Source organism: Actinophytocola oryzae, assembly GCF_004364325.1.
GTDB lineage: Bacteria > Actinomycetota > Actinomycetes > Mycobacteriales > Pseudonocardiaceae > Actinophytocola > Actinophytocola oryzae.
Window position 1 is genome coordinate 33376 of the sequence record NZ_SOCP01000024.1, and the last position, 25781, is coordinate 59156.

Below are 25781 nucleotides of genomic sequence, written 5' to 3' on the forward strand. Positions count from 1 at the left end.
TCGACGAGCATGAGCGGAGCTCGCGGAGCGAATCATGGATATTCAGGCCAGCACCGCGCCCGCGTAGGGCGCTGGTGCAGCGGAGCCTGCGGAGCGTTCCGGCGCAGCGGAGCGGGCGAGGGGCTGGCATGAGCATGAAACCCTGGATAGCCGCGATCGGGGCGTTGGCCCTGGTCCTGGTGGTCCCGCCACTGGTGTCCGCCGGTGGGAGTGACGACCCCGGCGCACAGGTCCGCGGGCTGCGGATCCTCGTGCCCAACACACCGGGCGGCGGCTACGACATCACCGCGCGAACGGCCGCGAAGGCCATGGAGGACGCGGAGCTGACCCGCAGCGTCGAGGTGTTCAACCTGCCGGGCGCGGGTGGCACCGTCGGCCTCGGCAGGCTGGTCAACGAGGCGGGCAACGACAAGCTGGTCATGTCGATGGGCCTGGGCGTCGTCGGCAGCGTCCACACGAACAACTCGCCGTCGTCGCTGGCCGACACCACGCCGATCGCGCGGCTCATCCAGGAGCCGGACATCGTCGTGGTGGCAGAGGACTCGCCCTACCGGGACATCGAGCAGCTGATCAGCGCGTGGAAGGCCGACCCGGGCGGCGTCGCGGTCGGCGGCGGGTCGTCGCCAGGCGGCCCGGACCACCTCGCGCCGATGCTGTTCGCCAAGGCCATCGGCCTCGCGCCGAAGGACGTCAACTACGTGGCCTACGACGGCGGCGGCGAGCTGCTCGCGTCCGTGCTCGGCGGCAAGATCGCGTTCGGGGTCTCCGGCATCAGCGAGTACCGCGACCAGATCGAGTCCGGTGATCTGCGGGTACTGGCGGTGACCAGCACGAAGCGGATCGACGGCGTGGACGCGCCGACGCTGCAGGAGTCCGACGTGGACGTCGACTTCACGAACTGGCGAGGGATCGTCGCGCCACCGGGCATCTCCCAGAACGACACCGACAAGCTCGTGAAGCTGTTCACCGACCTGCAGGACACCTCCGAGTGGCAGGACGCGCTCGAGACGAACGGCTGGACGCCCGCGTTCATGTCCGGCAAGGAGTTCGGCGACTTCCTCGCCGACGAGAACGACCGGGTCGCTTCGGTCCTCGCGGATTTGGGGCTGTAGATGACGACCGTCGAGAAGACAGAGGAGAAGCCGTCCTGGAAGGACCGCTCCGAGCTGGGTGTCTGCGCGTTGCTCGCGCTGCTCGGCGTGCTGGTGCTGTCCGACGCGATCCGCATCCCCACCGACTTCGCGCAGCGTGGCCCCGTCGGGCCGAAGGCCGTGCCGGTCGTGGTCGGGGTGCTGCTGCTGGTGACGGCCGCGCTGCTGGTCCGCGACGTGCTGCGTGGCGGTCGGGGCGAGGCCGAGGCGGGCGAGGACGTCGACCTGACCGCGCCGAGCGACTGGCGCACGGTGTTGTTGCTGTCGGCCGCCTTCCTCGCCAACGCGGCGCTGATCGGCGTCGTCGGGTTCCCGATCTCCGGCGCCGTCCTGTTCTGGGGTGCGGCGTACGCCCTCGGCAGCAGGAACTTCGTCCGTGACCCGCTGATCGCGGCGGCCATGTCGATCGTGACCTTCGTGCTGTTCGACAGCCTGCTCGGGGTGCCGCTGCCCGGCGGTCCGCTGATGGAGGTGTTCTGACGTGGACTCGCTGACCAACCTCATCGACGGTTTCGGTACCGCGCTGACGTTCCAGCACCTGCTGCTCGCGGCCGTCGGCGTGCTGCTCGGCACGTTCATCGGCGTGCTGCCCGGCATCGGCCCCGCCATGGCGGTGGCGCTGCTGCTGCCTGTGACCTACGGCCTCGACCCGACCGCCGCGTTCATCATGTTCGCGGGCATCTACTACGGCGGCATGTTCGGCGGCTCGACCACGTCGATCCTGCTGAACACGCCGGGTGAGACCGCGTCGGTGATGACCGCCATCGAGGGCAACCAGATGGCGAAACAGGGCCGCGGTGCACAGGCGCTCGCGTCGGCTGCCATCGGTCACTTCATCGGCGCGATGATCGGCACCATCGGCCTGGTCCTGCTGGCCCCGCTCATCGCGAGCCTGGCGGTGGACATCGGCGCCCCGGACTACTTCGCGATCATGGTCCTCGCCTTCATCGCGGTGACGTCCGTGCTCGGCAAGTCCCGTGTCCGGGGCTTCGCGTCCCTGCTGATCGGTCTGACCATCGGGTTGGTGGGCCTGGACAAGCTGACCGGCCAGTCCCGCCTGACGTTCGGCTCACTGGAGCTGGCGGACGGCATCGACGTCGTGATCGTGGCGGTGGGCCTGTTCGCGGTGGGTGAGTCGCTGTGGATCGCGTCGCGCCTGCGCCACGACCAGGGGACCCCGATCCCGGTGGGCCGTCCGTGGCTGTCGCGCGCGGACCTGCGGCGCACGTGGAAACCGTGGCTGCGCGGCCCGCTGATCGGCTTCCCGTTCGGCGCGATTCCCGCTGGTGGTGCGGAGATCCCGACGTTCCTGTCGTACGTGGCCGAGAAGAACCTGTCGAAGCACAAGGACGAGTGGGGCAAGGGTGCGATCGAGGGCGTGGCGGGCCCGGAGTCCACCGCGTCGGCGTCCGCGTCCGGCACCCTGGTGACGATGCTGTCCCTCGGCCTGCCGACCACGGCGACGGCCGCGGTGATGCTGGCGGCGTTCCAGCAGTACGGCATCCAGCCCGGCCCGCTGCTGTTCGAGCGCGAGCCCGCACTGGTGTGGGGCCTGATCGCGAGCCTGTTCGTCGGGACGGTGTTGTTGCTGGTGTTGAACCTGCCGCTGGCGCCGGTGTGGGCGAAGCTGCTGAAGGTGCCGAGGCCGTACCTGTACGCGGGAATCCTGTTCTTCGCGTCGGTGGGTGCCTACGCGGTCAGTGGCCAGGTGACGGACCTGATCATCCTGTACGTGATCGGCGTGCTCGGTTTCGCGATGCGCAGGTACGGTCTGCCGGTCCTCCCGGCGATCATCGGCGTGATCCTCGGCCCGGCGGCGGAGCTGCAGATGCGCCGGGCACTGCAGATCTCCGACGGTTCCCTGACGGGCCTGGTGAACACGGTCTTCTCGGTGACGGTGTACGTGATCGTGCTGGTGATCCTGGCGTGGCCGCTGATCCGCCGCCTGACCCGCAAGCCGACGCCGAGCGAGCCGTCCGAAAAGGAGCCAGTGGGCTGATGGGTGCCCGCGTCGGCCTCCGGCCCCCGGAATCAAGCCTACGGCAATTCACCGACAACGAGGACGCGACAACGCTCGGTTATCCACAACCGGGGTGGTTGTCCACAGGTGACTCATTCTCACGCCGTCCGCGTCGGTGGTCGTGGTTACGCTGGATTCCGGGGGCGGAGGCCGTCCGCCATTCACCCGTTCGAGTGCACGTTCCGCCGACTGGGCCGTAGCCGAGACCTGGCGCAACCCCCGTGGATGTCGCGCGTCCTAACCGGCGAGCAAATCATCTTTTCTGGGGGAAGAAATGCGGATCAAGGCTGTCCTGACTGGATTAACACTGCTTTTGTTACTTTCCGGCTGCCGGGTTACCGGAAATACGGTTCCTGAATACTCGCCGGCTACCGGTTATCCGGAGACACACGTGGTGGCGCCGTCGTCGCCCTGACCACCAGGCTCGGGCGGACCACCAGGCGAGCAGCGCTCGCCGTCTCGCCGCGGACGCGCGTTATCAGTGCCTCCGCGGCGAGGCGGCCCATCTCGTGGCGGGGCTGGTCGATCGTCGTCAGGCTGATGTGCCGCAACGCGGCCAGCCACGTGTTGTCGTAACCCACGACCGAAACGTCCTCGGGCACCCGAAGTCCCAGCTCCGTCAACGCCGACAGCACACCGACCGCGTTCAGGTCGTTCGCCGCTATCACCGCGGTGAACGGCTCCTTCAGCGCACGGATGGCCGCCGCGCCCGCCGCCTCGGTGTACTCACCACGCACCACCCTCGGCGCCAGCCCGTGGCGGTCCATCGCCACGCGGTAGCCCGTGCGCCGGGGCGTGGACTGCGAGCCGTTGCCGCCGTCGATGTGGACGATCTCCCTGTGGCCCAACGAAACCAGGTGATCCACCGCCAGCGCCGAGCCCGTCCTCCCGTCGTCGTTCACCGTGTCCACCGCGGACGAACGCGACGACCGGGACACCAGCACCAGCGGGCCCTCCCCGGCGGCCGCGTCGATGGCCGGCGTCGGCACCACCGGCCCGAGCAACGCGATCCCCGCCGGGCGGAACGACGCCAGCGACGCCAACGCCTGCCGCTCCCTGCCCGGCTCCCGCCCGCCAGTGTTGATCACCAGCTCGAAGCCCGCGCCGCGTGCGTACAGGTCCAGCCCGTCGACCACCTCGGCCCAGAACGGGTTGTGGAGGTCCGACACCATCACCCCGAGCACGTGCGACGTCCGCGACGCCAGTGACCGCGCCATCGCGTGCGGCGAGTAACCCAGCTCGGCCGCCGCCGCCAGCACGGCCGCCCGGCGGGCCGCGCTCACCTTCGGCGAGCCGCGCATGACCAGGGACACCAGCGCCCGGGACACGCCCGCCCGCGCCGCGACGTCCTCCATCGTGGGTCGGGCCACGCGGTGACCTCCTTGACACGGTGTGACGGCGATAACAGGATAGGCGGATTGGAGCGCTCTAACGCAAGGATGCGAAATGCGTATCGGGGTCGCGGGAGTCGGTCGGATCGGGACCATGCACGCGGCGAACCTGACCGCGTTGCCGCAGGTGGACGAGGTCCTCCTGTACGACCCCGTGCCCGGCCGCGCCGAGGTCGCGGCCACCGCCGACGGCGCCCGCGCGGTGTCCGACCTGGACGAACTGCTCAGTGCGAGCGACGGCGTCCTCGTCGCCACCCCGACCGACACGCACCCGGCGCTCGTCCGCGCGTGCCTCGCCGCCGGCACCCCCGTGCTCTGCGAGAAACCCATCGCCGCCGACCTCGCCGCCATGCGTGCGCTGGTCGACGAGATAGAGGCGACCAACGTCCCCGTCCTCGTGGGGTTCCAGCGGCGCTTCGACCCGGCGATGGTCGAGCTGCGCCGCCGCGTCGTCACCGGCGAGCTGGGTGCGATCTACCACGTCCGCACCACCGGCTTCGACGCGTCACCTCCCGACTTCGCCTACCTGCCCAGCTCCGGCGGCATCTTCCGCGACCTGCTCATCCACGACCTCGACGCGATCCCGTGGCTGGTCGGCGAACCGGTCGTCGAGGTCTACGCCTCCGGCTCCGTGCAGGTCAACGAGGCGTTCGCGCAGGCGGACGACGTCGACAACGCCGTGGTGCTGCTGCGCTTCGCGGGCGGCACGCACGCGGTCATCAGCGGCGGCAGGCACGACCCGCTCGGCTACGACCACCGCATCGAGGTCCTCGGCGCGCGTGACTCCGTCGCCGTCGGGCTCGACGGGCGCACCCCGCTCCACACCGACCTGAACAGCAACGACAACGCCTACCCCGGCTTCCCGGAGCGGTTCCGGCACGCGTACCGCAACGAGATGCTGGTGTTCACCGAGGTCCTCGCGGGCCGCGCGGACAACCCGTCTCCCGCCCGCGACAGCCTCGTCAGCCTCGGGCTCGCCGATGCCTGTGAGAAGTCCCGAAGAACCGGGCAACCCGTACGGAGTGACCAGTGAACAGGGTGGCCGGCGCCCCCATCTCGTGGGGCGTCTGTGAAGTGCCGGGCTGGGGCCGAGTCCTGCCCGTGGAGACCGTGCTCGCCGAGATGGCAGGCCTCGGGCTCACCGCGACGGAGCTTGGTCCACCCGGCTACCTGCCGACCACCGCGCCCGAGCTGCGTGGTGCGCTCGCCGAGCACGACCTCGGCCTGGTCGGCGGCTTCTACGCGACGCCGCTCCACCTGACGTCCACGGTGGACGACGTGGTGGACCTCATCGCGGGCGCCGGTGGCGAGGTGCTCGTCCTCGCCGCCGCCACCGGGCTCGACGGCTACGACGAACGGCCCGCGCTGTCCGACCGGGAATGGGCCGCGCTCGTGGCGAACGCGAGCCACATCGCCGAACGCGCGGCGGCGGCGGGGCTGCGGACCGTGCTGCACCCGCATGTCGGCACGCACGTCGAGACCAGGGCCGAGGTCGAACGGTTCGTCCACGACTCCGACCTGCCCCTGTGTGTCGACACCGGACACCTGCTGATCGGCGGCACCGACCCCGTCGACCTCGTGCGCAGGCATCCCCACCGCGTCGGGCACGTGCACCTCAAGGACGTCCGCGCCGACCTCGCCGAGCGGGTCCGCCAGGGCGCCGTCACCTACACCGAGGCCGTCGCGCTCGGCATCTACGTACCGCTGGGTGCCGGCGACGTCGACCTCGACGCGCTGCTGAGGACGTTGCGGGACAACGACTACGACGGCTGGTACGTACTCGAGCAGGACACGGCGCTGCGCGATGACCGGCTGGCGGACGGCCGACCACGCGAGCACACTCGCCAGAGCCTCGAGCACCTAGCCAAACTCTGGGCGTAGACAGGAGAAAAGAGACAACGATGTCCACAACCTCCGCCCGGTCGTGGCGCGTGTTATGGGTGGCGACGGCCGCTCTCGCGCTCGCCGCGTGCACCGGGCCGTCAGCGGACACGGGACCGGAGCCCGGCGCCAAACCGGCGCAGGGCGTCGACACCTCCGCACCGCTGGACTTCGCCGTGATCACCCACGGCAGCGAGGGCGACGCCTTCTGGAGCGTGGTCAAGAACGGCGCCGAGGACGCGGGCCGGGACCTCGGCGTGAAGGTCACCTACAACGGCGACGGTGAGCCTGCCCAGCAGGCCAAGCTCATCGACAACGCCGTGGCACAGGGCAAGACCGGTCTCGTCGTCTCGATGGCCAACCCGGACGCCCTGAAGGACTCCATCCAGGCCGCGGTCCGCGCGGGCATCCCGGTCATCACGATCAACTCCGGCGCCGACGAGAGCAAGGCGTTCGGCGCCATCGCCCACGTCGGCCAGGACGAGACGGTCGCAGGCAAGGCCGCCGGCGAGAAGCTCAAGGACGAGGGCAAGAAGAAGGTCCTCTGCGTCATCCACGAGGCGGCCAACTCCGGGCTGAACGACCGGTGCCAGGGCGCGAAGGACGGCTTCGGCGGCAACGTCACCAACCTCCAGGTCGACATCTCGAACCCGACCGACACCGAGTCCCGCATCAGGGGCGCGCTGCAGACCGACCCGTCCATCGACGGCGTGCTGACGCTGAACTCGCAGGTCGCCGACCTCGCGGTCTCCGCGGCGTCGGCCGCGGGCTCGAAGGCCGTGGTCGCCACGTTCGACCTCAACTCCGACGTGGTGAGTTCGATCAAGGCGGGCCGGATCATCTTCGCCGTCGATCAGCAGCAGTACGAGCAGGGCTACCTGCCGATCGTGATGCTGAAGCTCTACCGGGACAACGGCAACACCCTCGGTGGTGGCCAGCCGGTCTTCACCGGCCCCGGCTTCGTCGACAAGTCCAACGCGGACCAGGTCGGCAAGTACACCGAGCGAGGGACGAGGTGAGCGAGATGACGACCGTTGACGCTCCCGTCGACGAGCGGGTGGCACCCAACTCGCTGGCGAACCGGCTCGTGACGCGCCCGGAGATCGGCGCGCTGATCGGCGCGCTCGTGGTGTTCGTGTTCTTCTCGGTCGTGGCCGACAAGTTCCTGACACTGGGTGGCGTCGCCACCTGGCTGGACGACTCGGCGACGCTCGGCATCATGGCCGTCGCCGTGGCCCTGCTGATGATCGGCGGCGAGTTCGACCTGTCGGCCGGCGTGATGACCGGCTCGACCGCCCTGGTCACGGCCATGCTCGCCACCAAGGCGGGCCTGAACGTGTGGCTCGCGATGCTGCTGTCGCTGGTGTTCGCGCTGGCCGTCGGCGCCCTGAACGGCTGGCTGGTGATCAGGACCGGGCTGCCGAGCTTCATCGTCACGCTCGGCACCTTCCTGGCGTTGCAGGGACTCAACCTGGGTGTCACGCGATGGGTGACGAACACCGTGCAGGTGTCCGGGATGCGCCGCACGGGCGGTTACGAGTCCAGTGGTTTCGTGTTCGCGTCCACGTTCGACATCGGGGACACGGCGTTCCGGATCTCGATCGTGTGGTGGATCGGGTTCGCCGCCCTGGCCGCGTGGGTGCTGATCCGCACGAAGTTCGGCAACTGGATCTTCGCGGTCGGCGGCTCGGCACCCAGCGCGCGGGCGGTCGGCGTGCCGGTCGCACGCACTAAGATCCTGCTGTTCATGACGACCGCCGCGGCGGGCTGGCTCGTCGGCACGATCAACATCCTGCGCTACACGACCGCGCAGGCCAACGAGGGCATCGGCCTGGAGTTCCAGTACATCATCGCCGCGGTGATCGGCGGCTGTCTGCTGACCGGCGGCTTCGGCTCGGCCATCGGCGCCGCGATCGGCGCGTTGATCTTCGGCATGGCCCGCCAGGGCATCGTGTTCGCGAACTGGAACTCCGACTGGTTCATGCTCTTCCTCGGCATCATGCTGCTGGCGGCGGTGCTGGTGAACAACACCTTCCGCCGGCGAGCGGAAAGGGTGCGTCGATGACTGCTCTCATCGAGGTAGAAGGCATCGGCAAGAGCTACGGCAGTGTGATCGCGCTGCGGGACGTGTCCACCGTCGTCAACGCGGGCGAGGTGACCTGCGTGCTCGGCGACAACGGCGCGGGCAAGTCGACGCTCATCAAGATCCTCTCCGGGGTGCACCAGCACGACGCCGGGCGGTTCCTCGTCGAGGGTGAACCGGTGCGGTTCGACTCGCCGCGCGACGCGCTCGACAGGGGCATCGCGACCGTCCACCAGGACCTGGCGATCGTCCCGCTGATGAGCGTGTGGCGGAACTTCTTCCTCGGCGCCGAGCCGACGGTCGGGTTCGGACCGTTCCAGATGCTCGACCGCAGGAAGGGCCGGGACACGGCGCGGTCGGCGCTCGCGGATATGGGCATCGACCTGCGTGACGTCGAGCAGCCGGTCGGCACGCTCTCCGGCGGCGAGCGGCAGTGCGTGGCCATCGCGCGGGCCATCCACTTCGGCGCCAAGGTGATCATCCTCGACGAGCCCACCGCCGCCCTGGGCGTCAAGCAGTCCGGTGTGGTGCTGCGGTACGTCGCGCAGGCGCGGGACCGAGGGCTGGGCGTCGTGCTGATCACCCACAACCCCCGCCACGCCTACCCCGTCGGCACGCGGTTCCTGTTGCTCAAGCGGGGTGTGAGCCTCGGATCGTACGAGAAGTCGGAGATCTCCATCGAGGAGCTGACCCGGCAGATGGCGGGCGGCGCCGAGCTGGAGGCGCTGGAGCACGAGTTGCGGGAGGTCGCTGAGTAGATGCGTGCCACAGAGCGGCTCACGACGGCACAGGCTCTGGTCCGCTGGCTCGTCGCCCAGCGGACGGAGCCTGCGGACGGTCGGGAGGCGCCGCTCTTCGGTGGCGTCTTCGCGATCTTCGGGCACGGGAACGTGCTCGGCATGGGCACGGCCCTCGCCGAGCACCCCGAGCTGCCGGTCTGGCGTGGGCAGAACGAGCAGGGCATGGCGCTGGCGGCCGTCGGGCTGGCGAAGGCCACGGACCGGCGGCAGGTCGGCGTGGCCACGTCGTCGATCGGGCCCGGCGCGTTGAACATGGTCACCGCGGCGGGTGTGGCGCACGCCAACCGCCTGCCGCTGCTGCTCCTGCCGGGGGACACGTTCGTCAGCCGTGCGCCGGACCCCGTGTTGCAGCAGGTGGAGCACTTCGGCGACGGCACCGCCTCGGTGAACGACGCGTTCCGTGCCGTCAGCCGCTACTTCGACCGGATCACCCGGCCGGAGCAGCTGCTGTCGGCGCTGCCGCAGGTCGCCCGCGTGCTGACCGACCCCGCCGAGTGCGGGCCGGTGACGTTGGCGCTGCCGCAGGACGTGCAGGCGGAGGCGTTCGACTTCCCGTCGTCGCTGTTCGAGCCGGTCGTGCACCGGCTGTTGCGGCCCCGGCCGGACTCGGCGGTCCTGGCGCACGCGGCCAACCTGCTGCGGGCCAGCAGGCGGCCACTGATGGTCCTGGGCGGCGGCGTGCGGTACTCGGGGGCCGTCGACGCGGCGCTTGCGTTCGCGGAGCGGCACGGCGTGCCGGTCACGGAGACGACCGCGGGTCGCACGCTCGTGCGGCACGACCACCCCCTGCACGCCGGACCGCTGGGGATCACGGGCTCGGCGTCGGCGAACGCGATGGCCGCGGCCGCCGACCTCGTCCTGGCCGTCGGCACCCGGCTGCAGGACTTCACGACGGCGTCCTGGTCGGTGTTCGCGGACGACGTGCGCCTGGTGTCGGTCAACACGGCCCGCTTCGACGCCGTGAAGCACGGCGGCCTGGCCGTGGTCGGCGACGCACGCGAGACGCTCGGTGAGCTGTCGGTCGAGACCTGGCCGGTCGACCCGGACTGGACGGGCCGGGCGGCGGTGGAACGGGAGCGCTGGGACGCCTACATCGACGGTCTCCGTGCGCCGGGTGCCGAGCTGCCCACGTACGCCCAGGTGGTGGGGGTCGTGAACGACGCGGCCGAGCCGGGTGACTACGTGATGACCGCGTCGGGCGGGCTGCCCGGCGAGCTGATCGGCGGCTGGCGGGCCGTCGGCGACAGCCCGGGGATGGACGTCGAGTACGGGTTCTCGTGCATGGGCTACGAGCTGGCCGGCGCGTGGGGTGCGGCGATGGCCCGTCCGTCCGGCGTGGTCACCACACTGCTCGGCGACGGCTCGTACCTGATGCTGAACTCCGAGCTGTACTCGGCCGCGTTCGCGAGCCACGGGTTCGTGGCCGTGGTGTGCGACAACGACGGGTACGCCGTGATCGACCGCCTGCAACGCGGCAACGGCGGGTCGGCGTTCAACAACATGTACGCCGACTGCCGTTCACCGCTCGAGCAACCGCCTAGAGTGGACTTCGCAGCGCACGCCGCAGCACTGGGCTGCGCCGTGCATCCGGTCGACGGGCTCGACGGACTGGCCGCCGCGTACGCACGGGCCCGCACGGACGCGCGAGCCGGTAGGCCCGCGGTCGTGGTGATCCGCACGCACCCTTCGTCGTGGACGGACGCCGGTGCCTGGTGGGAGGTGGGCGTGCCCGAGGTCTCGACACGGGTCGAGATCGCGGACGCACGCGCGGCGCTGGACAAGGCCAAGGTCGGCCAGGTCCGGTACCTCACGCATCCCTGAGGCCCTGGTGGCTGAGGGCGCCCGCCCACTGGAGGGCGCCCTGCAGGACATCAGCGACGGTATACGTCGTCGTCGTAATCGTCGTCGTCGAAGGCCTCGTCGCCGTTGCCGCCCTCAGAGGACCCGCCACCGCCGGACAGCTCTCGCTGCAGCGCCTCGAAGTCCGTCTGCTGAGTGCTGTATTTGAGCTCTCGGGCTACCTTGGTCTGCTTAGCCTTTGCCCGGCCGCGCCCCATGGCTCGACCCCCTCGCACAGTTGCGGGGCGGCCGGGGGAAACGGCGGCCCCGCTGATCTCGACAACTGGTTCCTGTTAACTACCGTACCGTGCCGATGGGGTCCAGCGCGAAGGGGCACGGCGTTCGAGTGCCGACTGATCGCGTTCGGCGGAACCGTGAAACCATGCGCGGGTGCCTCGACCGTTCGTCGCCTACCTGAGGGTGTACGAACCGTTGTCCGCATTCGACTCGGACGTGGCCGACCGTATCCGAGAATCGGTGCAAAACGGTCAAATCAACTACTCGACGGTAGCCGACCGAGAGCGGGATCTGTGGTTCAGATCACAGCTGTCCCAGCCTGCCACGCTGCTGCCGGGCGAGCTGGCCAACGGCCAGGCGTCGCCGCGGGCGCTGCGTGACGCGATGGTCCTGGACCCGTCCGTCGTGCCCGGCTGCGTGGTGACGGAGCCGCTGGTCTGCCCGCTGGACGTACGGGCCCGCGCGGCGGCGGCCCTGGTCGGTTTCCTCACGACATCCCACCCGACGCTGCTGTCCGGGGCGCTGACGGCCCGCCCGGACACGGTCAGGGAGAAGGCGGCCAGGGTCCTGGCGGAGTTGCCGAGCGGCGCCGTCCACATCGTGTCCACGACCTGGACCGTGCCGCTGCCGTGGTTCACAATCGTCGACCCGGCCCAGCGGCATCTGGTGCTGGCGCCCCAGGCCGACCCGACCCGCCAGGTCTGCTGGCGAGCCACGATCGCCGACGCCCAGGCCCGCGTCGGCAAGGCCCACGGGCTGGCGTCGAAGGCGATGGGTGAGCGGGGGCCGACCAAGGTCCTGGAGGACACGGGGCGGTGGCTGGAGCACTTCGACCCGTCGTCGGCGGTGGAGCTGGACTACGGCGGGCTGGTCCAGCTGATGACCGACGAGCAGATCGAGGGGGACACGTCCGCCGAGGACGTGAACGCGATCGTGTCGGCCCTGGAGCGTGAGGACGTGGAGGAGATCGCGTCCCGCTTCGAACGCCTGCGCGACTTCTGGGGCACGCTGGCGGCCAGAGAACGCAACAACTAGCGGGGCTCGTCGCCGCGTTCGGCGGCCAGCAGGGTGTCCACCGAGGCGCTTCCGGCCTTGTAGCGGGCGCCGATCTCGTCGTTCAGGGCGTCGACCACCTTCTGGACCTCGCGGCGGCGCCTGGACACCGACTCCTCCTCCGCCGCGTACGTGCGCAGGGCCAGGTCGAGGCGCTCGTCGGGCAGGGTGGAGACGTCCGACAGGTCGGCGTCGGAGACCAGTGCCTCCACGTGCCGCCGGTGGGCCTCCGCCCGAGACGGTTCCAGCGGCTGGTGACGGCCGGACCCGGACGGCGAGGCGCGGCCGACGTTGTCCGCGAGGATCTCCGCGAGGCGTTCGACCACCGAGCTGGAGCCGCCCTCCAGGCGCCGCTTCTGCTCGGCCTTCACGATGTCGATCCGGCCGTGGAGCAGGCGTCGCAGGTACGACAGGTCGGTCTCCTCCTGCGCGGCGTCGTCCCGGCGGCTCCTGACCTCGGCCAGGTCGAGTCGTGCCAGGTCACGCACGTAGTCCGGGGCCAGCACCCGGTCGATACGCCTTCGTCCCCCAGGACGGACTTCGATCACGGTGCACATCCTCCGGTACCGGGCCCCCAACCGCCAACCACGGCGTGTCAGTTGCTTTGCGCGACGCTCAACAGCGTACGAACTTCCTCGGACGACATCGGCGGCCGCTGCGCGATTCTGGCCAGACCGGCGGCACGCGCGACCAGCTGCGCGTTGTCCCGGACGCGCTCGCCCCTCGCGTAGGACACGGTGTCCTCCATGCCGACCCGCAGGTGCCCGCCCGCCGACAGCGACGCCAGCATCACCGGCAACGACGTCCTGCCGATCCCGGTGGCCGAGAACGTCGAGCCCTCCGGCATCAGGCGCAGCGCCGCGACGAGGGTCGACACGTCACCCGGCATCCCGCCGGGCACGCCCATGACCAGGTCGACGTGCACGTGACCGCCGGCAGGCAGGTCGTGCTCGTCGAGCAGGCGCCGCAGCGACGAGAGGTGCCCGAGGTCGAAGATCTCGTACTCCGGCACGATCCCGCGCTCGCGCATCCGCCTGTGCAGCTCGACCACGAACTCCCAGCGGTTCATGAAAACGTCGTCGCCGAAGTTGACCGAGCCCATCGTGCAGCTCGCCGAGTCCGGCATCGCCTCGAGCACGCGCAGGCGGTCCTCCTCGGGGTCGGTCACCGCGCCACCCGTCGACAGCTGCACGACCAGCGACGTCGACGACCGCAGCGCCGCCACCGTCTCCTTCAGCCTGCCGAGGTCCAGCGTCGGCCGGGTGTCGTCGCCCCGGATGTGGACGTGGATCATGGCCGCGCCGACCCGCTCGCAGTCCTGTGCGGTCCTGACCAGCTCGTCGAGCGTGACCGGGAGGTTCGGGACGTCGGACTTGGACGACTCCGCGCCGGTGGGCGCGACGGTGATGAGCGTGCCGGTGGACATGCCCGCGATCGTAATCAGCCGCGCAGCCGCCGGGCAGCCTCCCGGCCAAGACCCGGCGTGGCCTCGGGGACGGCGTCCGGGTCGATGGCGGCCTGCACGACGCGGTCCTCCGCGCCGACCAGCAGCTCGGCGTCCAGCGGCACCGAGTACTTCACCAGCGCCAGCGCGATCGGCCCCAGCTCGTGGTGCCGGATCACCGAGCCGACCCGCCCGACCGTCCGCCCGCCTGCCTCCCCTTCCTTCACCTGCACCACGGGGTCACCGGTCTCCGGCAGCACCTCCGGCGAGCCGTCGAGGTGCAGCAGCAGCATCCGCCGGGGCGGCCTGCCGACGTTGTGCACCTTCGACACCGTCTCCTGGCCGCGGTAGCAGCCCTTCGCGACGTGCGCGGCGACGTGCACCCAGCCCACCTCGTGCGGGATCGTGCGGTCGTCGGTGTCGAGGTTCATGCGGGCCCGCGCGGCCTCGACGCGGAAGGCCTCGTAACCCCAGCTGCCCATCGGCCGGGCGCCTGCCGCGGTCAGCCGGGACCACCAGTTCGTCAGCTCGGCACGCGGCACCAGCAGGTCGACACCGAGCGCGCCGCGCCGCACGACCACGTCCTCGGCGGCGGCGACCTCGTGCTGATCGGGTGCAGGCAGCCCGACCGAGGTCAACAGGTCGTCGGTGGTGGGCCCGAGCAGCGTCAGCACCGCACGCTCGGCCGTCGCGTCACGCAGCTCCACCTTCGACCAGAACACCATCGACCGGAGGTACTCCAGCAACGTCTGCCTGCCGCCGCGTGCTCCGGTCGCCCGTGCGCCGGGGTCGGTGTCGAGCCAGACGGTCTCGTCGAGGTGCGCGACCTCCATGTGCGTGTCGACACGGCCCTGGCTGTCGAGCACGAGTGCCTCGGTGGCCGCGCCGTCGGGCAGGTCGGTCATGTGCTGGGAGATGACGAGGTGCAGCCAGGAGAGGCGTTCCGGCCCGGTCACCGCGATCACCTCGCGGTTGGTGCGGTCGACGACCGCGACCTTGCGTGCCGCGGCCCGCTGCTCGGCGAACGGGTCGCCGTAGTGCCATGGCACGCCGGCGTCCGGCGAGCCGTCAGGCGCGGGAATCGCGGTCATCGGCTATCTCCTTCTGTGTCAACTGTCGCTCTCGCTCCTCCGCTGACGACGCCGTCTTCCCTCCTGCGCGCGGAGGCCCAGGGCTCGTTCCTCGCCGGGCCTCCGTGCTCGTCAGTCCAGACGGCGCCCGCTCCGTCGCTCCGCTCCCGGCACTTCTCACACAGCCCGGACAGGGCGAGGTGGCTGGCATCCAGTGCGAACCCGAAGCGGGAGCGCAGTGTTCCGCGCAGCTCGTCCATCAGCTCGCACGGCGCCTCGATCACGGTGTCACACCGGTGGCAGACGAGGTGGACGTGCTGGTGCTCGTGGACGGAGTAGTTGGGCGCGCCGTGGCCGAGGTGCGTGTGCCGCACGATGCCGAGGTCCTCGAGCAGCTCGAGCGTGCGGTAGATGGTGGTGATGTTGACGCTCGGGGTCGACCGCTGGACGTGCTGGCAGACCTGTTCCGGGGTGGCGTGCTCGAGGTCGAGCAGCGCGTCGAGCACGAGCTGACGCTGCGGTGTCATTCGCATACCGCGCTCGTGCAGTGTGCTTTTCAGCTCCTGGATGTTGGTTGCCACACCATGAATCGTAGGCTCTTCGTATGCGCGTGCTGGTGATGCTGGACGGAACCGTCGTCGACCCCGGGACCCCGGTGATCCGGGTGGACGACCTGGGGATCACCCGAGGCGACGGTGTCTTCGAGACGATCCTGGTGGTCGACGGGAAGCCCCGCGAACTGGGACCGCACCTCGACCGGCTGGACCGGTCGGCAGCCATGCTCCAGCTCCCGCCGCCGTCCCGGCCCGACTGGGAGCACTGCGTCCAGGCCGTGCTGGACAACTGGCGGGGCGGCGCGGAGATGGCGCTGAAGATGATCTACACCCGAGGTCCGGAGTTCGGCGACGGCACGCCGACCGGCTATGCCATGGGCCTCGAGATCGGCGAGAAGGTGTTGCGGGCACGGCAGACCGGCGTCGCGGCGATCACGCTCGACCGCGGGTACGACCCGGAGATCGTGTCGCGGGCACCGTGGCTGCTGCTGGGTGCGAAGTCGTTGTCGTACGCGGTGAACATGGCGGCCACCCGGCACGCGGAGTCGGTCGGCGCTTCCGAGGTCATCTTCATCGCGGCGGACGGCTCGGTGCTGGAAGGACCGACGTCCTCGGTGGTGCTGGTGAACGGGCGGACCCTGCGGACCACGCCGCCGTCGAGCGGGATCCTGAAGGGGACGACCCAGGGCGCGCTGTTCCGCGCGGCGGAGCGGGCCGGCTGGGTGACCAAGGTCGAGCCGGTCACCCTGGCCGAGCTGCGTGAGGCGGACGCCCTGTTCATGGCGTCCAGCGTCCGCAAGATCACCCGTGTGCACACGCTGGACGGCACCGCGCTGGCCGACACGACAGACCTGCGCGAGGAACTGAACGCCCTGTACGAGTCGGAGTACTGACCGCTTCAGCCGGGGTATCGCGGGATCGTCGCCGCCTGTAGGTGGCGGGTGAGCTTGTCGCACGCGTCCTCGAGGGCGGCCGTGAGACGACGACACGTGTCCGGGTGGTCGAAAATCAGCCGGAGGGCGTCGCCGTCGTACTCTATTCCACGATTGGGTGGAGGTTCATCCGTGGTCGACCACCGCGCCGATCCGAAGGCGCTCCGGTTCCTCATCGGCCATGATCTCAAGACGTCGCGGGAGCGTGCCCGGGTCACGCAGGAACAGGCGGCCAAGGCGATCGGCTGTAGCCAGGGGAAGGTCAACCACCTCGAGTCCGGGCGGAACCAGCAGCAGCCCGAGGAGGTGACGAGACTTCTTCGCTTGTACGGCGCCGATGTCGAGCACGTGGACCGGATGGCCTCCCTCGCGGGCAGGGCTGACCAGGACACGTGGTGGGCGCCGTTCAGCGAGGTACTCCCCAACTGGTTCAGGACCTTTGTCGGCCTGGAGGGCCTCGCCATCACGGAGTTCTACTACAAAACGTTGCTGCTGCCCGGGCAGCTTCAAATACCGGAATACGCCGAGGCGCTGCTCGTGGACAATCTTCGAGTCCCGCCGGCAGAAGTCCCGCATGTCGTGCAGGCCCGAATGGCGCGGCAGAGGGTGCAGAGTGATGAGAGTCCGCTGCGGTTCCGCGCGGTGATCGAGCAGTACGTACTCGACCGGATCGTCGGCAGCTCAAAGATCATGCGAGCGCAGCTTGAGTGCCTACTCGCGTTGATGGCGCGAGACAACGTCGAGTTGCACGTGATGCCGGCCGAGGTGGCAGTGCACGACGGCCTCGACGGTGAGTTCCTGCTGCTGGACTTCGACGAGGCGCAGAGCATCGGCTACATCGAGTACCAGAACGGCGCCGTCTATGTGCAAGATCAAGATCAGGTCGGCCTGTATAATTTGGCTGCGGATCGACTCTGTGCGGCGGCGTTGTCCGAGGCCGATTCCGTGTCATTCATCGAGAACCGGCTCTCCGCGTTGGAGGCATGAAATGACCCCGCAATGGCGGAAGTCGAGCTTCAGCAGCAACGGCGAGGCCTGCGTCGAGATTGCACCGGCTCTCGAGCAGGTGCTGGTACGGGACAGCAAGTGCCCCGACGCCGGCATGATCGAGCTGCCGGTCCCCGCCTGGGCCACCTTCGTCCGGTTAACCAGCCACTCGGCGTAGGTACGCCGACGTGTGGGGCTGCAGTGGCTGGCCCATCATCGCGCGTTCCTCGACGTAGGCCAGGTCGCCGTTGTTGACCAGGCCGTACAGCCGCTTCGCGCCGTTGACCTCCTTGGCCGACTCCGTGCGCATGACGACGTCCGTCGCCAGCTCCCACGACGTCTGCGTGCGGTTCTCGCCGTAGAAGATCTCGATGATGCCTGTCGGGTGGGCCAGGAGCAGCTCGATCTTGTCGTCCGGCTGCGGTCGCCACCAGCCGACCTCGCGGGCCGCTGGCCTGATGACCTTGCCGTCCGCATCCACCAGCCAGGCGCGGCTCTCGTAGTACACGAAGGGCCTGCCGTCGTGGGCGAAGACCACCTGCTGGCTGAAGTGCTGCGCCTCGATGGTCGGGTACACGACCTCACCCTCACCGCGCCACACGCCGATCAGCGGCAGCAGGGGCAGCAGCGCGTCGTGGAGGTTCGCGCCCTCGCGCAGGTTCGCCGTGTCGTTCGGGATCGGGAGGTCCGGCCACTGGGGGACGTTGCGCTCCCGGGTGCTGTTGGCGCGTTCGGCCGCCGCACGCAGGGCCGCGTCGCCGCTGCCGGGCACCGGTGGCCCGTCGGGAGTGGTCATGAGTGTCGCCCCGCGATGCGGGTGGCCAGCAGGCCCAGCGTGACGGTGCCCGCCAGTGCGGCGGCGATCAGCAACGAGGTGACGAACAATTCCACCCGTGGAGGATATGGCAACGCGGGGCGGCCCATTGACATGGCCGCCCCGCGTCTGGTTACGAGCCTTCTCAGCCGACGGACACGGCTACCGGGTGCAGACCCGGGCCGGCCGCGGTCACCTTCGTCTCGCCGTTGCCGCCGCGGTGGAGGGCGCGGACCGTCCACTCGCCCGGCGCGGCGAAGAACCGGAAGTCACCGTCCGAGGACGACACGACCTCGGCGGTGAACTCGCCGCTCGAGTCGAGGAGACGCACGTACGCACCGCCCACCGCGACGCCGTCGGCGGTCACCTTGCCGCTCAGCACGATCTCCTTGGCGAGGTCCACCCCGGCGGGCAGCGTGGCGCCCTGCTCCGGCGCGCCGCAACCGTCGTTGGCCATTCCCGTCTCCTTCTCTGGGCCTGCGGTTCGCTCCGCAGGCTCCGACTACTTCGTGCCTGGGCCGATCTCGACCGGCACACCCACCAGCGACCCGTACTCGGTCCACGAGCCGTCGTAGTTCTTGACATCCGGGTAGCCGAGCAGCTCGTGCAGCGCGAACCACGTGTGCGAGCTGCGCTCACCGATGCGGCAGTAGGCGATGGTGGCCTTGGACTCGTCGATCCCCGCGTCCTTGTACAGCTCGCGCAGCTCGTCCTCGGAACGGAACGTGCCGTCCTCGTTGGCCGTCTTGCTCCACGGCACGTTGATGGCCGACGGGATGTGGCCGCCGCGCTGCGCCTGCTCCTGCGGGAGGTGCGCGGGTGCGAGCAGCTTGCCGGAGAACTCGTCCGGCGACCGCACGTCGACCAGGTTCTTCGCGTTGATCGCGTCGACGACCTCGTCGCGGAACGCGCGGATCGCCAGGTCCTGCTCCTGCGCCTTGTAGCCCGTCTCGTCGCGGGTCACGGCGTCCTTGGACAGCGGGCGCCCGTCCAGCTCCCACTTCTTGCGGCCGCCGTCGAGCAGCTGCACCGACTGGTGGCCGTACAGCCTGAAGTACCAGTACGCGTACGCGGCGAACCAGTTGTTGTTGCCGCCGTAGAGGACCACCTTGTCGTCGTTGCCGATGCCCTTGGCGGACAGCAGCTTCTCGAAGCCCTCGCGGTCGACGAAGTCGCGGCGCACCGGGTCCTGCAGCTCGGTCTTCCAGTCGATCTTCACCGCGCCGGGGATGTGGCCGCCGTCGTAGGCGGAGGTGTCCTCGTCGACCTCGACGAACACCACCCCGGGGCTCTCCAGGTTCTCTTCGGCCCAGTCGGCGGTGACCAGCACGTCTTCGCGGCTCATTGGAGCGCTCTCTCCTTCGTTGGGGTGAATCGGCGGATCAAGAGGTAGGTCTCGCAGCCGAGGCAGAACGCGAACGCCGCGTTGAGGAACGCCGCGGCCAGCGCCAACGCCGTCGCGACGATGCCGAGCGGGGTCACGTCGAACGCGTAGCCCAGCACGCCGAGGACGGCGAACCCGAAGCCGACGCCCTGCGCGAACCGCAGCGGGGCGGTGTCCTCCCGCTCGTCCGTCGGCCCGAGCCGGGGAGCGACGAGCGCGCGGTACACGACCGAGTAGGGCGCGGCCCGGAAGCCGGCGAACGCACCGATGGCGAACACCACGGCCTGCGCGGCGAGCAGCGGCCACCAGCCGGTGACCAGTACGACCGCCAGGACGACGGTGGTGACCCACGCCGCGAAGCGCGGACCTCGGGGATCGACCCCGGTCAAGCCACCGGACATGGGCACCTCCTGACTGAGGGGCATGCGAAGCGAACGCACGGCTGGAGAGGGAGAACCAGCGCGGGCGGAGGCCCCGTCACGGGGCAGGGTCCACCCGGTCAGTCAGCTGCTGGACACAGGCTCGAGTCGACGCGGCAGTAGTCCACCGCGCGGCGCCTGGTCAGCATCGAGTACACGCCTAGCACAGTACCGCCGCCTCCCCTGGTGGTGGACGGTCTGCCCACTTACTGGGACGGCCCGAGATGGGGTCGCAGCGCCGCGAGCAGCTCGTCCCGCGCGGGTACTCCGCCGACCCGCAGGATCTCCCTGCCGGTGCCGTCGACCGCGATGGTGGTCGGGGTGCGCAGGACCGACAGCTCGCGTGCCAGGTCAGGCCGCTCTGTCAGGTCCAGCTCGGCGTGGTGGAGGCCGTCGGTGCGGGTGGCGAGGTCGGACAGCAGTACCCGCGTGTGCCTGCACGGCGCGCAGAACGTGGTCGACAGCTGCACCAGCGTCACTCCAGCCGGGCGCACCAGAGCCGCGACCTCCGGGGGGAGCGCACTCTCGCGGGTGGCCCGCACCCGCCCGTCGCGTGCCTTCATGGTGACGCCGACCGCGCTCGCGAGCACGAGCGTGCCGACCAGGACGAGCACCCCGACCATGCGACTCCCACGAGCTACGAGCTGCCGAGCACCACGTCACTGGCGGTGCCCTTGACCGACAGTACGCCCGGCTCGACGGTCACGGCCGTGGGTGTGACGGTGAACGGGAGCTTGCCGGGGTCGAGGGTGAAGTTGAGTGCCTGCTTGACCGCGGCGTCCAGCGTGGGCGGCAGCTGACCCGTGCCGAGCACCGAGTTGGACAGCTCGATGCGGCTCGGCGTGAAGGTCATCTTGGCGCCCTCGACCAGCGAGATGATGCCGTAGGTGCAGGCCTCGGTCTCCTCGCCGCCGATCTCGATGGTCGCGCAGATCCGCGCACCCGCGGTGGTGTCCTCTATCTCCGCCTCGGCCGCGCGCTCGGCGGCCTCCTGCTCGGCGTCGGTGCGGTCGTCCGGGTCGGTGAGCACGTCCTGCTCGGTGACCGGGTCGATCTTGACGTTGGTGATCGACCGGATCGCCGTGTTCTCGTTGTTCGCGATGGCCCGGTTGACGTCCGAGGCCTTGACCTTGACCTGGCCCTCGACCTCGCGGACCTTGACCTCCTTCAGCGAGCCGGAGACCAGCTCGCCGAGCGGCGCCTGCACGTCCCGCATCTCGATGTGCACCTCTAGGTCGCGGAGGGTGTCCTCGACGGGCACACCCCTGGCATCGATCGTGACGTGGGAGTACTCGCCGGAGATCGCCTGCGCGAGGAAGGAGAAGCCGCCGACCTTCACCGCGGGGTCGTCGGAGAGGTCGAACTGGTCACGTGCCCGCTTCGACACCTGGTACTCGAAGATCGCCGCGGCGCTGAAGTCCGCGACGACCAGCAGCCCGACCAGGACCACGAGCGCGATGACGAGCCTGCGCACCCTCCTCGACCGGCGTTTGCGAGGCGCGGGTCGGGGCGGCGTGTCTGTCGTCGTCATGGGTCCAATGATCCTCGGTGGGGTCCGCGGGCCTGTCAGGGGTACTCACGAGCGATAATTACGTTACGTTCATGTTTCCGTGGTCCCAGGAGTCACACTGGTTGCCAAGGATCACTCGATCGTTGGTGCAGACGTGTGACGCATACGTCACGACCAGGACATTCGCTCGCCACACCGGTTATTCTCCCGAAAAGCCACGGAGCGTATCCAGAGAGGCGGGCCTCATGAGCCTCGACCTGCTACTGCTTACCGCGGACCCGACGCCGGGCTCGGTCGTGCCATCCCTGATGTTGCTGCCCCACCACGTGCGCACCCAGGCGCCCGAGGTCACCGCCCTGCTCGAGGCGGGCTCACGGGACGTGGTCCTCGTCGACGCGCGTACCGATCTCGCCGCGGCCAAGAGCCTCTGCCGGCTCCTGACCTCGGGTGGGGACAGCGCCCCTGTCGTCGCCATCGTCAACGAGGGCGGCCTCGTCGCCGTTAACTCGGAGTGGCGGGTCGATGACATCCTCCTACCGACCGCCGGACCCGCCGAGGTGGATGCGCGGCTGCGGCTGCTGACCTCCAGGGGCCCCGCCGGCGCCCCCGGCGCGGACGGTGCCCTGCGGCTGGGTGAGCTGGTCATCGACGAGGCGACCTACATGGCCCGCCTTCGCGGTCGGCCGCTCGACCTGACCTACAAGGAGTTCGAGCTCCTGAAGTACCTGGCGCAGCACGCCGGGCGCGTCTTCACGCGTGCGCAGCTGCTGCAGGAGGTCTGGGGCTACGACTTCTTCGGCGGCACCCGCACCGTGGACGTCCACGTGCGGCGGCTGCGTGCCAAGCTCGGCACCGAGCACGAGCAGATGATCGGCACCGTGCGCAACGTGGGCTACAAGTTCGTCCAGCCCCCGAAGTCCGCCCTCGGCGAGGAGATCGCGGAAGAGCCGGTCGACGCCCAGTTCTGACCTGAGACGGTAACGTCGGGCTCGTGGAGATCACCTGGCGAGACGAGCCCGACGATTCCGTGCTGCCGCTGCTCCTCGCGGCCCGCGAGGCCGACGGCACGCCGGAGGTCGGGCCGGGTGGGCCGCTGCCACGCGAGTTCCGCGGCGGCAGGCACCTCCTCGCCACCGACGGCGGGACCCTCGTCGGCTACGCGCACGTCGACCCGGCGGGTGACGCATTCGGCAACCAGATCGTCGAGCTGTTCGTCCACCCCGCGCACCGGGGCAACGGTATCGGCACGGCGCTGGTCGACGAGGTGCTGACCGTCGACGGCCCGTTGCGGCTGTGGTCGCACCGGGACCACCCGGCCGCCGCGCGAATCGCCGAACGGAAAAGCCTCGGCCGCGTCCGCGAACTGCTTCTCATGCGGCTCGGCAACGACATTCCGCTACCGGAACCGGTCTGGCGTGACGGCGTCCGTGTCCGCGCTTTCGTTCCAGGGCAGGACGAGGCGGCGATGGTCGCGGTCAACAAACGGGCATTCGACTGGCACCCGGAACAGGGAATGCTCACCGTCGCCGACGTTGTCGCGGCCGAGCGGGAATCCTGGTTCGACGCCGACGGCTTCTTTCTCGCGGTGGACGAAAAAGACGACGTCATCGGTTTCCACTGGACGAAGGTGCACGGCGACGGCACCGGCGAGGTGTACGTCGTGGGCGTGGACCCCGACGCGCAGGGCGGCGGGCTCGGCCGGGCACTCACCCTGGTCGGCCTGCACCACCTCAAGGCGCGCGGCGTTCCCGAGACAATCCTCTACGTCGAGTCCGACAACGGGCCTGCTGTCGCGGTGTACACCCGTTTGGGTTTCACCCTCGCGTACACCAACGTCGCCTACCAGCGGTAATACCTTCATCACGGTGGTCGGAAGCAACAAAGGTCACAATCTGGTCTTGTTCACCTGGTGTTCACCCCAACACCCGGGGCTGTCCATTCCCGCTCCCTAGCGTCCGCGCTGCACGCCTTGAGGCTGTCGCGCCACTCGGTCGTGCGAGCAGTTCAGTGACATCGAGTTGCCCCGAGAGGATCCAGTGAAGCGCATCCGCTACGGCCGTATCACGGCCATCGTCACTGCCGGCGCCCTGGCGCTGACGGCCTGTGGGAACGACCCGGCGTCGGACTCCGGGAGTAACGACAGCGCCGGCGGCGACACCGCCGCCGCCAGCGACCTGGCCGGCACCCTCGCAGGCTCAGGCGCCACCTCGCAGGAGTCCGCGCAGAACGCGTGGATCGCGAAGTTCGGCGAGGCCAACCCCGACGTCGACCTGTCGTACGACCCGGTCGGCTCCGGCGGTGGGCGCAAGGCCTTCCTCGACGGCGGTGCCGCGTTCGCAGGCTCCGACTCCGCGATGAAGGACGAGGAGCGCACCAGCGCCAAGGAGCGCTGCGGTGGCGGCGACGCCTACGAGCTGCCGCTCTACATCAGCCCGATCGCGGTGGTGTACAACCTCCCGAGCCTCAAGGACCTGCAGCTGTCCCCGTCGACCGTCGCGAAGATCTTCGACGGCAAGATCTCCAAGTGGAACGACGCGGCCATCGCGGCGGACAACCCCGGCGCGACGCTGCCCGACACGGGCATCACGCCGATCAACCGCTCGGACGAGTCGGGCACCACGCAGAACTTCACCGACTACCTGTCGAAGACGGCGAAGGCCGACTGGCCCTACCCGGCGACCGGCAACTGGCCCAAGCAGGGCACGCAGTCCGCGCAGGGCACCTCCGGTGTCGTGCAGGCCGTGCAGGGTGGCGAGGGCACCATCGCCTACGCCGACCACAGCCAGGCGGGCACCCTGGGTGTCGCCAAGATCAAGGTCGGCGAGAAGTTCGTCGAGCCGACGGCCGAGGGCGCTGCCAAGGTCGTCGAGGAGTCCCCGAAGGTGTCGGGTCTGCCGGAGCACGACCTGGCCCTCGACCTGAAGCGTGACACCACGACCGACGGTTCCTACCCGCTGCTGCTGGTGTCCTACATCATCGTGTGCTCGAAGTACGACGACGCCGAGCAGGGCAAGCTCGTTAAGGCCTACGTCAGCTACATCGCGTCGGCCGACGGCCAGAAGGTGGCCGCGGACGAGGCAGGCTCCGCGCCGATCTCGGACTCGCTGCGCACCGAGGTCGAAGCGGCCCTCACCTCCATCGCCTAGTAGTACGGTCCACTTAGGTCCGGTGGGTGGCCACGGTGCCGCCCGCCGGACCTAGGTCCGTCCCCCTCCTGTTGACGGAGATCGCACAGTGACCACAACGGAAGAGCCCAGGCTCCAAGAGAAGCCGGCGGTCAATCGTCCACCACAGCGTCCAGGCGACCGGGTCTTCTCGGCGAGCGCGAAGTACGCGGGTGTCCTCATCCTCGTCGTGCTCGCGGCGGTCGCGATCTTCCTGATCGTCGAGGGCTGGCCGGCGATCTCGACGTCGAGCGAGCGGCTGACGGCCAGCATCAACTGGCTCGAGGGCAAGTCCGTCCTCGGTTACGTCGGCCCGCTGGTGTTCGGCACGATCCTCGCCGCGCTGATCGCGCTCGTCATCGCGACGCCGATCGCCATCGGGGTCGCGTTGTTCATCTCGCACTACGCGCCGAGACGAGTCGCTTCCGGACTCGGGTACGTCATCGACCTGCTCGCCGCGATCCCCAGCGTCGTCTACGGCCTGTGGGGCGCGCTCTGGCTGATGCCGAAGGTCCACCCGTTCTTCGACTGGCTCACCACCTACTTCGGCTGGATCCCGCTGTTCGCCGGGCCCGCGGCCAACCCGCCACGCACGATCCTCACGGCGGGCATCGTCCTCGCGGTCATGATCCTGCCGATCATCACGGCGGTGTCGCGGGAGATCTTCCTCCAGACGCCGACGCTGCACGAGGAGGCGGCGCTCGCGCTGGGCGCCACGCGCTGGGAGATGGTCCGCATTGCGGTCCTGCCCTTCGCACGGTCCGGCATCATCTCCGCCACCATGCTCGGCCTCGGCCGCGCGCTCGGCGAGACGATGGCCGTCGCCATGGTGCTCTCGCCGGGGCTCATGTACTCGATCTTCATCCTCAAGGCGGGCCAGCAGCAGAACATCGCCGCGAACATCGCGCTGAAGTTCCCCGAGGCCTCCGGGCTCGGCGTCAACGTGCTGATCTTCACCGGTCTGGTGCTGTTCGTGATCACCCTTCTCGTCAACATGTTCGCGCGGTGGATCGTCAGCCGCCGGGCGGAGTTCTCGGGGGCCAACTGA

At 69.7% G+C, this 25781-nt stretch carries 29 protein-coding genes; 17 read left to right on the top strand and 12 right to left on the bottom strand.

The features are described 5' to 3' along the window. Positions 1–128: 128 nt before the first annotated feature. From CLV71_RS41580 to CLV71_RS41590, 3 genes are read left to right on the top strand one after another with little or no spacing between them, the layout of a single operon-like run. Positions 129–1112: a Bug family tripartite tricarboxylate transporter substrate binding protein gene (locus CLV71_RS41580; protein ID WP_133908465.1), complete on the top strand. Its 984-nt coding sequence runs from the start codon at positions 129–131 to the stop codon at positions 1110–1112. Then, a complete protein-coding gene (locus CLV71_RS41585) occupies positions 1113–1631 on the top strand; it encodes a tripartite tricarboxylate transporter TctB family protein (RefSeq protein ID WP_133908466.1) in 519 nt (172 codons plus the stop codon). Position 1632: 1 nt separating this feature from the next. Further along, positions 1633–3150 carry a tripartite tricarboxylate transporter permease gene (locus CLV71_RS41590; RefSeq protein WP_133908467.1) on the top strand — a complete coding sequence of 506 codons (1518 nt, stop codon included), beginning with the start codon at positions 1633–1635 and terminating at the stop codon, positions 3148–3150. A 389-nt stretch (positions 3151–3539) separates the two neighbouring features. Here CLV71_RS41590 and CLV71_RS41595 read toward each other — a convergent pair whose 3' ends face one another. After that, positions 3540–4541 (bottom strand): LacI family DNA-binding transcriptional regulator, encoded by a 1002-nt coding sequence (locus tag CLV71_RS41595; protein ID WP_133908468.1) that lies wholly within the window; start codon positions 4539–4541, stop codon positions 3540–3542. A gap of 76 nt (positions 4542–4617) precedes the next feature. Here CLV71_RS41595 and CLV71_RS41600 point away from each other — a divergent pair, with 76 nt between their 5' ends. From CLV71_RS41600 to iolD, 6 genes are read left to right on the top strand one after another with little or no spacing between them, the layout of a single operon-like run. Beyond that, on the top strand, positions 4618–5595 hold the full coding sequence (locus CLV71_RS41600) for a Gfo/Idh/MocA family oxidoreductase (protein WP_133908469.1): 978 nt from the start codon (positions 4618–4620) through the stop codon (positions 5593–5595). Beyond that, positions 5592–6443: a TIM barrel protein gene (locus CLV71_RS41605; RefSeq protein WP_243867312.1), complete on the top strand. Its 852-nt coding sequence runs from the start codon at positions 5592–5594 to the stop codon at positions 6441–6443. Before CLV71_RS41600 ends, CLV71_RS41605 begins: the two co-directional genes overlap by 4 nt. A 20-nt stretch (positions 6444–6463) precedes the next feature. After that, the gene (locus tag CLV71_RS41610) at positions 6464–7462 is read left to right on the top strand and encodes a sugar ABC transporter substrate-binding protein (RefSeq protein WP_133908470.1); all 999 of its coding nucleotides are present in this window, start codon (positions 6464–6466) and stop codon (positions 7460–7462) included. Positions 7463–7467: 5 nt separating this feature from the next. Then, a complete protein-coding gene (locus CLV71_RS41615) occupies positions 7468–8508 on the top strand; it encodes an ABC transporter permease (protein WP_133908471.1) in 1041 nt (346 codons plus the stop codon). Beyond that, complete coding sequence (locus tag CLV71_RS41620) at positions 8505–9284, top strand: ATP-binding cassette domain-containing protein (protein WP_133908472.1); 780 nt, start codon at positions 8505–8507, stop codon at positions 9282–9284. Before CLV71_RS41615 ends, CLV71_RS41620 begins: the two co-directional genes overlap by 4 nt. Continuing rightward, entirely contained in the window at positions 9285–11147 is a 1863-nt protein-coding gene (iolD, locus tag CLV71_RS41625) for a 3D-(3,5/4)-trihydroxycyclohexane-1,2-dione acylhydrolase (decyclizing) (RefSeq protein WP_133908473.1), read from the top strand. A gap of 50 nt (positions 11148–11197) precedes the next feature. On the opposite strand, the gene CLV71_RS41630 is transcribed toward iolD, so the two are convergent. Next, positions 11198–11383, bottom strand: coding sequence for a DUF3073 domain-containing protein (locus tag CLV71_RS41630; RefSeq protein ID WP_133908474.1), 186 nt, complete (start codon positions 11381–11383; stop codon positions 11198–11200). Positions 11384–11555: 172 nt separating this feature from the next. On the opposite strand from CLV71_RS41630, the gene CLV71_RS41635 reads away from it, so the two are divergent. Next, positions 11556–12437 carry a DUF8083 family protein gene (locus CLV71_RS41635; RefSeq protein WP_133908475.1) on the top strand — a complete coding sequence of 294 codons (882 nt, stop codon included), beginning with the start codon at positions 11556–11558 and terminating at the stop codon, positions 12435–12437. Here CLV71_RS41635 and CLV71_RS41640 read toward each other — a convergent pair. Genes CLV71_RS41640 through CLV71_RS41655 form a run of 4 tightly spaced genes read right to left on the bottom strand, consistent with a single transcriptional unit; the run spans position 12434 to position 15550 of the window. Then, positions 12434–13003 (bottom strand): RsiG family protein, encoded by a 570-nt coding sequence (locus CLV71_RS41640; protein ID WP_133908476.1) that lies wholly within the window; start codon positions 13001–13003, stop codon positions 12434–12436. The two genes, CLV71_RS41635 and CLV71_RS41640, sit on opposite strands and share 4 nt — an antisense overlap. Positions 13004–13050: 47 nt before the next feature. Beyond that, positions 13051–13881: a beta-keto acid cleavage family enzyme gene (locus CLV71_RS41645; protein ID WP_133908477.1), complete on the bottom strand. Its 831-nt coding sequence runs from the start codon at positions 13879–13881 to the stop codon at positions 13051–13053. A gap of 14 nt (positions 13882–13895) precedes the next feature. Beyond that, the gene (ygfZ, locus tag CLV71_RS41650; RefSeq protein ID WP_133908478.1) at positions 13896–14990 is read right to left on the bottom strand and encodes a CAF17-like 4Fe-4S cluster assembly/insertion protein YgfZ; all 1095 of its coding nucleotides are present in this window, start codon (positions 14988–14990) and stop codon (positions 13896–13898) included. Then, positions 14987–15550 (bottom strand): Fur family transcriptional regulator, encoded by a 564-nt coding sequence (locus CLV71_RS41655; RefSeq protein ID WP_481735130.1) that lies wholly within the window; start codon positions 15548–15550, stop codon positions 14987–14989. The genes ygfZ and CLV71_RS41655 overlap by 4 nt, the downstream gene beginning before the upstream one ends. Before the next feature lie 23 nt (positions 15551–15573). Here CLV71_RS41655 and CLV71_RS41660 point away from each other — a divergent pair, with 23 nt between their 5' ends. The 3 genes from CLV71_RS41660 to CLV71_RS41670 all read left to right on the top strand — a co-directional run bounded on the left by CLV71_RS41660 (position 15574) and on the right by CLV71_RS41670 (position 17620). After that, on the top strand, positions 15574–16416 hold the full coding sequence (locus CLV71_RS41660; RefSeq protein ID WP_133908479.1) for an aminodeoxychorismate lyase: 843 nt from the start codon (positions 15574–15576) through the stop codon (positions 16414–16416). 171 nt (positions 16417–16587) lie between these two features. After that, on the top strand, positions 16588–17442 hold the full coding sequence (locus CLV71_RS41665) for a helix-turn-helix domain-containing protein (RefSeq protein ID WP_133908480.1): 855 nt from the start codon (positions 16588–16590) through the stop codon (positions 17440–17442). Position 17443: 1 nt separating this feature from the next. Beyond that, positions 17444–17620, top strand: a complete 177-nt coding sequence (locus CLV71_RS41670) for a DUF397 domain-containing protein (RefSeq protein WP_133908481.1) — start codon at positions 17444–17446, stop codon at positions 17618–17620. On the opposite strand, the gene CLV71_RS41675 is transcribed toward CLV71_RS41670, so the two are convergent. From CLV71_RS41675 to CLV71_RS41700, 6 genes are all read right to left on the bottom strand, one after another. After that, complete coding sequence (locus tag CLV71_RS41675) at positions 17600–18238, bottom strand: heme-binding beta-barrel domain-containing protein (protein ID WP_133908482.1); 639 nt, start codon at positions 18236–18238, stop codon at positions 17600–17602. The genes CLV71_RS41670 and CLV71_RS41675 overlap by 21 nt on opposite strands. Before the next feature lie 163 nt (positions 18239–18401). Beyond that, positions 18402–18713 carry a DUF1416 domain-containing protein gene (locus CLV71_RS41680; RefSeq protein WP_133908483.1) on the bottom strand — a complete coding sequence of 104 codons (312 nt, stop codon included), beginning with the start codon at positions 18711–18713 and terminating at the stop codon, positions 18402–18404. Positions 18714–18758: 45 nt separating this feature from the next. Beyond that, entirely contained in the window at positions 18759–19601 is an 843-nt protein-coding gene (locus CLV71_RS41685; protein ID WP_133908484.1) for a sulfurtransferase, read from the bottom strand. Beyond that, the gene (locus CLV71_RS41690) at positions 19598–20041 is read right to left on the bottom strand and encodes a DUF4395 domain-containing protein (RefSeq protein ID WP_166664474.1); all 444 of its coding nucleotides are present in this window, start codon (positions 20039–20041) and stop codon (positions 19598–19600) included. The genes CLV71_RS41685 and CLV71_RS41690 overlap by 4 nt, the downstream gene beginning before the upstream one ends. 224 nt (positions 20042–20265) lie before the next feature. Then, the gene (locus CLV71_RS41695; RefSeq protein WP_133908486.1) at positions 20266–20682 is read right to left on the bottom strand and encodes a TlpA family protein disulfide reductase; all 417 of its coding nucleotides are present in this window, start codon (positions 20680–20682) and stop codon (positions 20266–20268) included. Between the two features lie 14 nt (positions 20683–20696). Continuing rightward, on the bottom strand, positions 20697–21590 hold the full coding sequence (locus tag CLV71_RS41700) for an LmeA family phospholipid-binding protein (RefSeq protein ID WP_133908487.1): 894 nt from the start codon (positions 21588–21590) through the stop codon (positions 20697–20699). A gap of 224 nt (positions 21591–21814) precedes the next feature. Here CLV71_RS41700 and CLV71_RS41705 point away from each other — a divergent pair, with 224 nt between their 5' ends. The 4 genes from CLV71_RS41705 to pstC all read left to right on the top strand — a co-directional run bounded on the left by CLV71_RS41705 (position 21815) and on the right by pstC (position 25781). Then, positions 21815–22537 carry a winged helix-turn-helix transcriptional regulator gene (locus CLV71_RS41705; RefSeq protein WP_133908488.1) on the top strand — a complete coding sequence of 241 codons (723 nt, stop codon included), beginning with the start codon at positions 21815–21817 and terminating at the stop codon, positions 22535–22537. Positions 22538–22560: 23 nt separating this feature from the next. Further along, a complete protein-coding gene (mshD, locus tag CLV71_RS41710; protein ID WP_133908489.1) occupies positions 22561–23421 on the top strand; it encodes a mycothiol synthase in 861 nt (286 codons plus the stop codon). 184 nt (positions 23422–23605) lie between these two features. Beyond that, positions 23606–24715 carry a phosphate ABC transporter substrate-binding protein PstS gene (gene pstS, locus CLV71_RS41715; protein ID WP_133908490.1) on the top strand — a complete coding sequence of 370 codons (1110 nt, stop codon included), beginning with the start codon at positions 23606–23608 and terminating at the stop codon, positions 24713–24715. A gap of 88 nt (positions 24716–24803) precedes the next feature. After that, positions 24804–25781 (top strand): phosphate ABC transporter permease subunit PstC, encoded by a 978-nt coding sequence (pstC, locus tag CLV71_RS41720; RefSeq protein WP_133908491.1) that lies wholly within the window; start codon positions 24804–24806, stop codon positions 25779–25781.